This is a genomic window from Pseudomonas sp. AGC41 (genome assembly GCF_057334555.1).
The window spans coordinates 23,285-32,641 of record NZ_JBHFJB010000162.1; the positions used below are offsets into that span (position 1 = coordinate 23,285).

Annotated in this window: 8 protein-coding genes; 4 read left to right on the top strand and 4 right to left on the bottom strand. The window is 62.0% G+C overall.

What is annotated here, in order from left to right:
- Window positions 1–28 precede the first annotated feature (28 nt).
- From ACE04F_RS28200 to argE, 3 genes are all read right to left on the bottom strand, one after another.
- Entirely contained in the window at window positions 29–1,357 is a 1,329-nt protein-coding gene (locus ACE04F_RS28200; RefSeq protein ID WP_486110896.1) for an OprD family outer membrane porin, read from the bottom strand.
- Window positions 1,358–1,775: 418 nt separating this feature from the next.
- Window positions 1,776–3,074, bottom strand: coding sequence for an amino-acid N-acetyltransferase (gene argA / locus ACE04F_RS28205; RefSeq protein WP_486110898.1), 1,299 nt, complete (start codon window positions 3,072–3,074; stop codon window positions 1,776–1,778).
- Between the two features lie 132 nt (window positions 3,075–3,206).
- Window positions 3,207–4,364 (bottom strand): acetylornithine deacetylase, encoded by a 1,158-nt coding sequence (argE, locus tag ACE04F_RS28210; protein ID WP_486110900.1) that lies wholly within the window; start codon window positions 4,362–4,364, stop codon window positions 3,207–3,209.
- A 159-nt stretch (window positions 4,365–4,523) separates the two neighbouring features.
- Between argE and ACE04F_RS28215 the strand changes: the two genes are divergently transcribed.
- Window positions 4,524–5,891 (top strand): CYTH domain-containing protein, encoded by a 1,368-nt coding sequence (locus tag ACE04F_RS28215; RefSeq protein WP_486110902.1) that lies wholly within the window; start codon window positions 4,524–4,526, stop codon window positions 5,889–5,891.
- 104 nt (window positions 5,892–5,995) lie between these two features.
- On the opposite strand, the gene ACE04F_RS28220 is transcribed toward ACE04F_RS28215, so the two are convergent.
- Entirely contained in the window at window positions 5,996–6,466 is a 471-nt protein-coding gene (locus tag ACE04F_RS28220) for an Lrp/AsnC family transcriptional regulator (RefSeq protein ID WP_003206662.1), read from the bottom strand.
- A 126-nt stretch (window positions 6,467–6,592) separates the two neighbouring features.
- Here ACE04F_RS28220 and ACE04F_RS28225 point away from each other — a divergent pair, with 126 nt between their 5' ends.
- From ACE04F_RS28225 to ACE04F_RS28235, 3 genes are all read left to right on the top strand, one after another.
- Entirely contained in the window at window positions 6,593–6,931 is a 339-nt protein-coding gene (locus tag ACE04F_RS28225) for a hypothetical protein (protein WP_486110905.1), read from the top strand.
- Between the two features lie 151 nt (window positions 6,932–7,082).
- Window positions 7,083–8,867, top strand: coding sequence for a type IV pilus assembly ATPase TfpB (tfpB, locus tag ACE04F_RS28230; RefSeq protein WP_486110907.1), 1,785 nt, complete (start codon window positions 7,083–7,085; stop codon window positions 8,865–8,867).
- 86 nt (window positions 8,868–8,953) lie between these two features.
- Window positions 8,954–9,274: a DUF2388 domain-containing protein gene (locus tag ACE04F_RS28235; RefSeq protein WP_186707601.1), complete on the top strand. Its 321-nt coding sequence runs from the start codon at window positions 8,954–8,956 to the stop codon at window positions 9,272–9,274.
- Window positions 9,275–9,357 lie beyond the last annotated feature (83 nt).

The following is a 9,357-nucleotide window of genomic DNA, read 5'->3' on the forward strand; positions in this document are numbered from 1 at the left end:
GGGGCGGGGCTTTTTACTTCGCTACGTCTTACAGGAAGTTGTAAGTGTAGTTGAAGATCAGGCGGGTCTGATCCTGGTCGGCGATACCGGTGCTGCTGCCACGGTAGGAGCCATGACGCAGGGTAGTGCCGAAGCCCTTGAGCGGGCCTTGCTGGACGACGTAATCCAGGCGCATGTCGCGTTCCCACTCGGAAGTTTCGCTTCCGCCGGTAGCAGACTTGATGTCGTCACCGTGCAGGTAGGCAATCGCGGCCTTCAGGCCTGGAACGCCCAGACCGGTGAAGTCGTACGAGTATTGACCGAAGGTGGTGTTCTCACCCGCACGGACGAACTGATGGATCATGCTGTCGGTGAACAGGTAGAAGCTCGAGCCACCGGCGCCTTCGTTGCGGCCGCTGTCATTGAGCAGGCTGCCCTGGTTCAGGTAGACGAAGCCACCGTCATCGCCGACTTGCTGGTGACCCAACAGGAACGCGCTGCCACCCAGGGTGTAGGTGAACATGGCGCTCCAGGTCTTGTTATCGACCTCGCCCGGCGTCTTGGCGTAGCCACCGTTGTTGTTGAAGCGATAGCCTGCATCGCCGTTACGGCCATCCGAGCTGCTGTCGAAGTAACGCAGGTCAGTCTTGAACGACTGGCCTTCGGTGATCGGGAAAACATGCACAGCGCCCAGGAAGTGCTGCTTGTAGTAATCCTGCAGGTTGGCGTAGTAGTACTGCAGGGTCAGGTCCTTGGTGACCTTCCAGTCAGCACCGGCGTAACGGAACTGGTTGCTGTCCTCGGTACCGCCGTTCACTGCCAGGCCGGTGCTGTTGGTACCGGCACGGCCTACGGCGCGCTCCAGTTGGCCGGCGTTGAACGTCACGTTGTCCAGGTCCTTGGAGGTGATAGTGCCACCTTCGAAGGTTTGCGGCAGCAGACGGCCATCGTTGGCGACCAGGATCGGCAGGTTAGGCTGCAGAGCACCACCCAGGTGGGCCTCGGTCTTGGAGAAAAGCGCCTTCACGTTGGCCGACCCACGGCTCCAGCTGTGCTCCGCGGACCCGTCGGAATCACTTGGCGAGAAGGAGTTATTGGCGTCTGGACGCTGACCTCTACCACCATCAAGGTGAAGACCAACCATCGCCTGGGCGTCGATACCAAAACCAACGACACCTTGAGTGAAGCCGGACTTGTAGTCGAACTTCAGGCCGGTCGCCGCCTCGCGCTGATCTTCATCGCCTTCACGGTTGTCGTTGTCAAAGTACATGGTGCGAGAACTGACGGACGCCTTGCTGTCCTCGATAAAACCAGCGGCGCCTGCCTGCTGCGCCATTACCCCAACGGCTACAGCCAGGGCCAAGGTGGACTTCTTCATGTATCGCTCCTCTCGTTTTCTAATTCTTGTGTGTCTTTGGTTCCGGTTCGAACGCCCGGAATCCGCGGATGCGCGATTAGCGCCAGACCGTGACTGGCAAGTCAACCGTAACCCTTTCGGACTACGACCATGGTCTAACCCCGCGACACCGGCCGGAAGAATAAAGGATTCTTTATAAATCCAAAAAGAATTGTTTCACCAGTTTTCAGCTCGTTTCGACATATGCTTGCCATCAAAGCGTCATCAAGCCCTGACTCGGCTTATCGGCGACGCTGCGGATTCCTGAATGGTGTTTCGTCGGGGCTCGCGTGCGACATGTCAATGCGTGCGCATGCCGCGGTCTTGAGGCTCTCCAGACTAGTCGCTCATGGTCTGAAATCAAGAAAGTCGCGGCAGCGTGATTGCACAGGCGGGTCGATTACAGGGTTTTTTCGAAGATTTTCGAATTCCGCTGGTAGTTGTACAACGAAGCCCGCGCCGCCGGCAGCCGGTCGACGCTGCTGGGCTCGAAGCCGCGCTCGCGGAACCAGTGGGCGGTCCGGGTCGTCAGCACGAACAGGGTCTTGAGTCCCTGGGCGCGGGCGCGGGTTTCGATCCGCTCCAGCAGCTCATCGCCCCGGCCACCGTGGCGGTATTCCGGGTTCACCGCCAGGCAGGCGAGTTCGCCGGCATCCGAATCGGCGATCTGGTACAGCGCCGCGCAGGCGATGATCATGCCTTCGCGCTCGACCACGCTGAACTGCTCGATCTCGCGCTCCAGCACCTCGCGGGAACGCCGTACCAGAATGCCCTGCTCCTCCAAAGGACTGATCAGGTCCAGCAAGCCGCCGACATCCTCGATGGCGGCTTCGCGCACCACCTCGAATTGCTCCTGGGCCACGAGCGTGCCGCTGCCATCGCGGGTGAACAGTTCGGCCAGCAGCGCACCGTCCTCGGCATAACTGACGATGTGGCTGCGCGCCACGCCGCCCCGGCAGGCCTGCGCCGCGGCATCGAGCAGCTCGGCCTGATAATCGCTACCCAGACGCTGCATGTGGGCCGGGACCTGTTGCGGACGCAGTTCGCGAACCAGCCGCCCGTCCTCGCCGATCAGGCCTTGCTCGGCGCCGAACAACAGCAGTTTGTCGGCGGCCAGATCGATGGCCGCCCGGGTCGCGACGTCCTCACACGCCAGGTTGAAGATTTCCCCGGTCGGTGAATAGCCCAACGGCGACAGCAGAACGATCGAGCGTTCATCGAGCAGCCGGTTGATGCCCTTGCGGTCGACCCGGCGCACCTCCCCGGTATGGTGATAGTCCACGCCTTCGAGCACACCGATCGGCCGCGCGGTGACCAGGTTGCCGCTGGCCACGCGCAACCGCGAGCCTTGCATCGGCGAAGAAGCCATGTCCATCGACAGGCGCGCCTCGATGGCAATGCGCAACTGACCGACCGCGTCGATCACGCACTCCAGGGTCGCGGCATCGGTGATACGCATGCCATGGTGGTAATGCGGCGTCAGGCCGCGGGCAGCGAGGCGGGTCTCGATTTGCGGACGCGAACCATGCACCAGCACCAGCCGCACGCCGAGGCTGTGCAGCAATACCAGGTCATGGACGATGTTGCCGAAGTTGGGGTGCTCCACCCCGTCGCCAGGCAGCATGACGATGAAGGTGCAATCGCGGTGGGCGTTGATATAGGGCGAAGCGTGACGAAGCCAATTGACGTATTCGGGCATGAACCTGGGCCTGTAATAAATAACAGCCTAAAAAAGACGAAGCGGAACGCACAGCGGGCTGGTGGTTATCGTCGGAACAGGCTTGGCGACACGCGCGCTCTCCTCATGAATACGGGTCCGCAAGCGGACAATTTAACCGGCGCTGGCCGGTGTCAGGCAGTAATGGCCGATCAACTGTCGCAACAGCTGCACAGTAGGCTGCAAACGTGACATTTCAAGGTACTCGCCAGGCTGGTGGGCGCAGGCGATATCGCCAGGTCCCAATACCAGGGTTTCGCAACCGAGGCGCTGAAGATAAGGCGCTTCGGTGCCGAACGCCACTGCTTCGGCACGATGCCCGGTGAGCCGTTCGGCCACCCGCACCAGCTCGGCGTCCTCGGCCTGCTCGAACGCCGGCGCCTCGGGGAACAGCGGTGCGTAATCGATCTTCACCTGGTGACGTTCGGCAATGGGCTCGAGCTTCTGCCGGATCGCCGCCCGCAGCACCTCTGGATCCATACCAGGCAGGGGCCGCAGGTCGAACTCCATGGAGCATTGGCCGCATATCCGGTTGGGATTGTCGCCGCCATGAATGCAGCCGAAATTCAGCGTCGGCTGCGGCACGGTGAACTGTGGATTACGGAACTCACGCTGCCATTGCAGGCGCAGGCCACGCAGCTCGCCCATGGCGTCGTGCATCGCTTCCAGCGCGCTGCGGCCCAGGCTCGGGTCGGAGGAATGGCCGCTGCGCCCGAGGATGTCGATACGCTCCATCATCACGCCCTTGTGCATCCGGATCGGCTTCAGCCCCGTCGGTTCGCCTATCACCGCCGCGCGTCCGAGCGGCCGCCCGGCCTCGGCCAGGGCGCGGGCGCCCGCCATGGAGCTTTCTTCATCGCAGGTCGCGAGGATCAGCAACGGCTGCTTGAACGGCTGGTCCAGCAACGGCCGCACCGCTTCGATGGCCAGGGCGAAAAAACCTTTCATGTCACAACTGCCCAGGCCCACCCAGCGCCCGTCGACCTCGGTGAGCTTCAGTGGGTCGGTCTGCCACAACGCGCCATCGAACGGCACCGTGTCGCTGTGCCCGGCCAGCACCAGCCCGCCGGGCCCCGTGCCGAAGCTGGCGAGGAGGTTGAACTTGCCGGGGCTGACCTGCTGGATATCGCAGGAGAATCCCAGTTCCGACAGCCAGCCTGCCAGCAGCTCGATCACGGCGCTGTTGGACTGGTCCAGCTTGGGCTGGGTACAACTGACCGAAGGCGCGGCGATCAGGGCAGCGAACTGATCTTTCATGGACGGCAAAGGCATCGCTGGCTCCCGGGGCTTACAAATTGGGGTCCATCATAGAACCATCGAGAGCAAGGATGGAACCGTTCGGCGCGGAGGACCGACGAGTCCTGTACACTGCACGCCCCTGGCAGCCACATCCTCCCCCGGCTGCGCACCCGATTCCTGGATTTTCCGGCCATGCAGAAAGAAACCGAAATCAAACTCCGCGTCAGCCGCGAGACCCTGGCAGCCTTGCGCGAGCATCCGCTGTTGAAAAAACGCAACAAGAGTGGCTGGGAACGCCACGAATTGATGAACCAGTACTTCGACACGCCGGAGCGTGACCTGGCCCGGGCCAAGGTCGCCCTGCGCCTGCGCCGCGACGGCGAAGAAGTTATCCAGACCCTCAAGACCCGTGGCCAGAGCGTTGCCGGCCTGTCCGAGCGCAACGAATACGACTGGCACCTGCCCAAGGCCAAGCTTGATCTGAAGAAACTCGAAGGCGAATGCTGGCCCGAGGCACTGGCGGACCTGGACAAAAAAACCCTCAAGGCGATCTTCACCACCGATTTCGTCCGCGAGCGCGCCGAAATTGCCTGGGGCCGTGGCAAAGCCAAGGTGGTCATCGAGGCTGCCCTGGACCTGGGCCACGTGGTGGTCGGCAAGCAGAAGGAAGAAATCTGCGAGCTGGAACTGGAACTGCGCGAAGGCGAACCCGCCGCCCTGCTGGAACTGGCCGCCGAACTGGCCGCGACCCTGCCCTTGATGCCTTGCGACATCAGCAAGGCCGAACGTGGCTATCGCCTGCATGATGCGAGCAGTTATGCGCTGAGCCTGCCGGCTCCGCAGCTGACGGCCGAAACGCCGCTGGACGATGCCTTTGGCGCATTGAGCTGGCATCTGCTGGGCAGCAGCCAGCGCCTGGCCGAACAATATCGCTTCAACGGCCACTGGCGCCTGTTGCAGGACTGGGTGGAAAATCTCGCCGAACTGCGCGCATTGCTCAGCAGCCTCGGCCAGGCCGCGCCGCGCCAGTCGACCCATGATCTGCGCGTCGCCCTGGATGCGCTGCTGGAAGACTGGCGTCCGCTGGTCCAGGCCGGCCTCGACGACGAAGACGTGCGCAAGGCGGCACCGGAGCAGTTCCTCGAAGAGCTGCAGGACCCTCGCTGGGGCCTTTTCTCACTTGAGGCTTCGCGCTGGTTGCTGGCCCGCAGCTGGACTGCCGATCGCAACACCCGTGGCAATCGCCAGGGCGCGGCGCAACTGGGCAGCTGGCTGCCGCGCCTGCTCAGCGAAGAAGCTTCGTCGCTGCAACTGCAACGCTACCAGCAACAACCGGAAGACCTGGCCGAGCAACTGCCGCGCATCGAACGTATCCAGGCCTGGCTGCATCATGCCCGCCAGGTGCTGGAAATTCCTGAGATGGACCGCCTCTACGGCGAATTGAACAAGCTGGCGCAATTGGCCAACGAACCGATCACCGACGAGCTGCTGGATGCGCGCAAGCAGCAGGCGATTGCGGTTTACCAGAACCGGGCCTGGAAGACTTTGCTGCGCCTGTGATACCGCCTTCGCGAGCAGGCTCGCTCCCACACTGGATCATGTCGAGATCCAATGTGGGAGCGAGCCTGCTCGCGAAGGGGCCGGCACATACACCTCGGATCCAACTAGCGCACCACCGGCAAACTCGTCGTCGACTTGATCTCCGACAGCGCCACGATCGAGTTCACCTCCTGAATTCCCGGCACCATCGACAGTTTCTCGAAAAAGAATCGCTCATACGCCTCGATGTCCGCCGTGACGATGCGCAGCAGAAAATCCACCGATCCCATCAGCACGTAGCATTCCAGCACCTCGGGGAACCCGCGGATCGCTTCGGTGAACTCGGTGAAATTCGAGCGACCGTGGGCGTTGAGCTTGATTTCGGCGAAGATCTGCGTGTTCAGGCCGATTTTCTTGCGATCCAGCAGCGTCACCTGCCCCCGAATGATCCCCTCTTCCTTCATCCGCTGAATCCGACGCCAACAGGGCGACTGGGACAAGCCAACCTGCTCGGCGATCTGCGCGCTGGACAGCGAGGCATCCTCTTGCAGCAACGCCAGTATCCTGCGGTCGTAGCTATCCAGCTCACTGTGCATAAATAATCCCGTGATGTTCCGATATGCGAATCTTATTATTCAACATAAACCAGAAACAGCTCATCTTAGGAAAGAAATACCCTTCTGCGCATGTAAATATTTCTCCCGACCTCCAGGAGACCGAACATGCACTCACTCGCAACCGTAGCCACCGCCACGACCCGCGCCGATGCCTGGCACGCCGCCAATACCCATTGCCGCGTGCATTATCAGATGCAGGCCGAAGCCGAACCGGACGTGCTGTGCCGAGCGTTGAACCTGTTCGCCTTGCAGGGCCTGACGCCGCAGCAGATCCATGTCGAGCGTCACGACGACCTGTTGGCGCTGGACATCGTTCTGGATGGGCTGAGCTGGCACCGTGCCCAAGTCATTGCTGAAAAATTACGTAACCTGATCAGCATGTGCTCGGTCGACCTGCAAGACGCCGATATCACGCGGGCCGGACGGGTCCAGGCGGCCGGTTGAGGGGGGCGCAGGGAAGAATTGGAAACGCTTTGGTCGGGTAGTGGCCCAACGGTCCACAAGGTCGGGACTATTCTTTTGCAGAACAAGCCTGGACGCCGAAGCGTCTGCATCGCGGCTTTGCTGCAACTGTCCAATAGGAACCCGAACGCCCATGTCCACCAAACACGCCACTCAGGACCGCTGGCTGGACCTTAACGATCTGCTCCGCCAACTGGTCGCCCAGGGCCTCATCAGCCAGGATTCAGCCGAGACCGCGCTCAATGCCCGGCGCCGGCATAACGCCAACAGCCAGTTGCACCCACTGGAATTTATCGCCAACCAGCACCTGGACGACCTCAGCCGCCCCGGCAAGCGCCTGGACCTGGAGAACCTGACGCTGTGGCTGGCCCAGCAGGCCGACCAGCCCTACATGCGCATCGACCCGCTGAAGATCAACGTGGCGGCCGTTACGCCGCTGATGTCCTATGCCTTCGCGCAACGTCACAAGATTCTCGCGGTGGCGGTTGACCGTGACGCGGTCACCGTCGCCAGTGCCCAGCCTTACGTCAGCAGTTGGGAAGCCGACCTGACCCACGTGCTCAAGCTGCCGGTCAAGCGGGTGGTCGCCAACCCGGTGGATATCCAGCGCCTGAGCGTGGAATTCTATCGCCTGGCCAAATCCGTCAGCGGCGCCACCACCGTCGACCAGCAACCGAGCAACCTGACCAATTTCGAACAACTGCTCAACCTCGGCGCCAGCGACCAGGAGCCAGACGCCAACGACGCCCATATCGTCAACATCGTCGACTGGCTTTTCCAGTACGCCTTCCAGCAGCGGGCCAGCGATATCCACATCGAACCGCGCCGCGAGCAGGGCACGGTACGCTTTCGCATCGACGGGGTGCTGCACACCGTCTATCAATTCCCGCCGCAGGTGACGATGGCGATCATCAGTCGCCTGAAGAGTCTGGGGCGCATGAACGTCGCGGAAAAGCGCAAGCCCCAGGATGGTCGCGTCAAGACCAAGACTCCCGACGGCAACGAGGTGGAGTTGCGCTTGTCGACCTTGCCGACCGCGTTCGGCGAAAAAATGGTGATGCGGATCTTCGATCCGGAAGTATTGCTCAAGGATTTCGACCAGTTGGGTTTCTCCGCCGACGACCTGCGTCGCTGGCAGGACATGACCCGCCAGCCCAACGGCATCATTCTGGTCACGGGGCCCACCGGGTCCGGCAAGACCACTACGCTCTACACGACGCTGAAAAAACTGGCGACGCCGGAAGTGAACCTCTGCACCATCGAGGATCCGATCGAAATGGTCGAGGCCTCGTTCAACCAGATGCAGGTCCAGCACAACATCGAGCTGTCCTTCGCGGCGGGCGTACGTGCGTTGATGCGGCAGGACCCGGACATCATCATGATCGGCGAGATCCGTGACCTGGAAACCGCCGAAATGGCGATCCAGGCAGCACTCACCGGGCACCTTGTCCTCTCGACCCTGCACACCAACGACGCGCCGAGCGCTATCAGCCGCCTGCTGGAGCTCGGCGTGCCGCATTACCTGATCAAGGCCACCGTACTCGGAGTCATGGCCCAACGTCTGGTGCGTACGTTGTGTCCGCATTGCAAGGCGCCCATCACCCTGGATGAAGACGACTGGCAAACCCTGACGCGGCCCTGGCAGGCCCCGTTGCCGACCAACGCCCAGCAGGCCGTCGGTTGCTCGGAATGCCGCGATACCGGCTATCGGGGGCGGGCCGGGGTGTACGAGATCATGCAGCTGAGCGACAGCGTCAAAGGCCTGATCCACCCAGACACCGACCTGCTCGCCGTGCGCCGCCAGGCCTTCAAGGAAGGCATGCGCAGCCTGCGGCTCTCGGGCGCGCAGAAGGTCGCGGCGGGCCTGACCACGGTTGAAGAAGTGCTGCGGGTAACGCCGCAGAGCGAGCAGAAGTAGCTTGTAGCGAGGGCTGACTGACGGGTCATGGAACTGAATCGAGGCTGCGGCAATCCAAAGTCATAGTTAACCCTGTGGAGTCACCTATCATGCGTCTCAAACTTGCTGTCGCGACCCTGGCCTTGCTTTCTCTTCCTGTTGGCTCGGCAATGGCCGACACGTTTTGGCGTAACGTCATCTCATCCGGTGCGACCACCGGCTCTACCTACCTGACCTTCAAGGACAACAAGCTGATCGTCGCCGCCCAGGACGACGCCGGCAGCTTCGTCGCCAGTGACGGCGGCATCCGTGGCCCCTACCTCGAAGCCGCGATGCAGAAAGTCCGGGCCGACAACCCAGGCCTGCAAGCCACCGACATGGAACTGGCCAACGCGATCCTGGCGAAAAACGCCGTCGCTCAGGAATGATGTCCGGCCGATAAAAAATGCCGCTCGATTGAGCGGCATTTTTTTGCCCGGCGGATATCTCACAAACCATCGTGGGGGGGGGG

Excerpts from the sequence above, each read along its gene's own strand:
- argE (WP_486110900.1), bottom strand. The coding sequence starts at position 4,364 with ATGCCTTTGCCGTCCATGAAAGATCAGTTCGCTGCCCTGATCGCCGCG.
- ACE04F_RS28200 (WP_486110896.1), bottom strand. The coding sequence starts at position 1,357 with ATGAAGAAGTCCACCTTGGCCCTGGCTGTAGCCGTTGGGGTAATGGCG.
- ACE04F_RS28225 (WP_486110905.1), top strand. The coding sequence starts at position 6,593 with ATGCACTCACTCGCAACCGTAGCCACCGCCACGACCCGCGCCGATGCC.
- argA (WP_486110898.1), bottom strand. The coding sequence starts at position 3,074 with ATGCCCGAATACGTCAATTGGCTTCGTCACGCTTCGCCCTATATCAAC.
- ACE04F_RS28220 (WP_003206662.1), bottom strand. The coding sequence starts at position 6,466 with ATGCACAGTGAGCTGGATAGCTACGACCGCAGGATACTGGCGTTGCTG.
- tfpB (WP_486110907.1), top strand. The coding sequence starts at position 7,083 with ATGTCCACCAAACACGCCACTCAGGACCGCTGGCTGGACCTTAACGAT.
- ACE04F_RS28215 (WP_486110902.1), top strand. The coding sequence starts at position 4,524 with ATGCAGAAAGAAACCGAAATCAAACTCCGCGTCAGCCGCGAGACCCTG.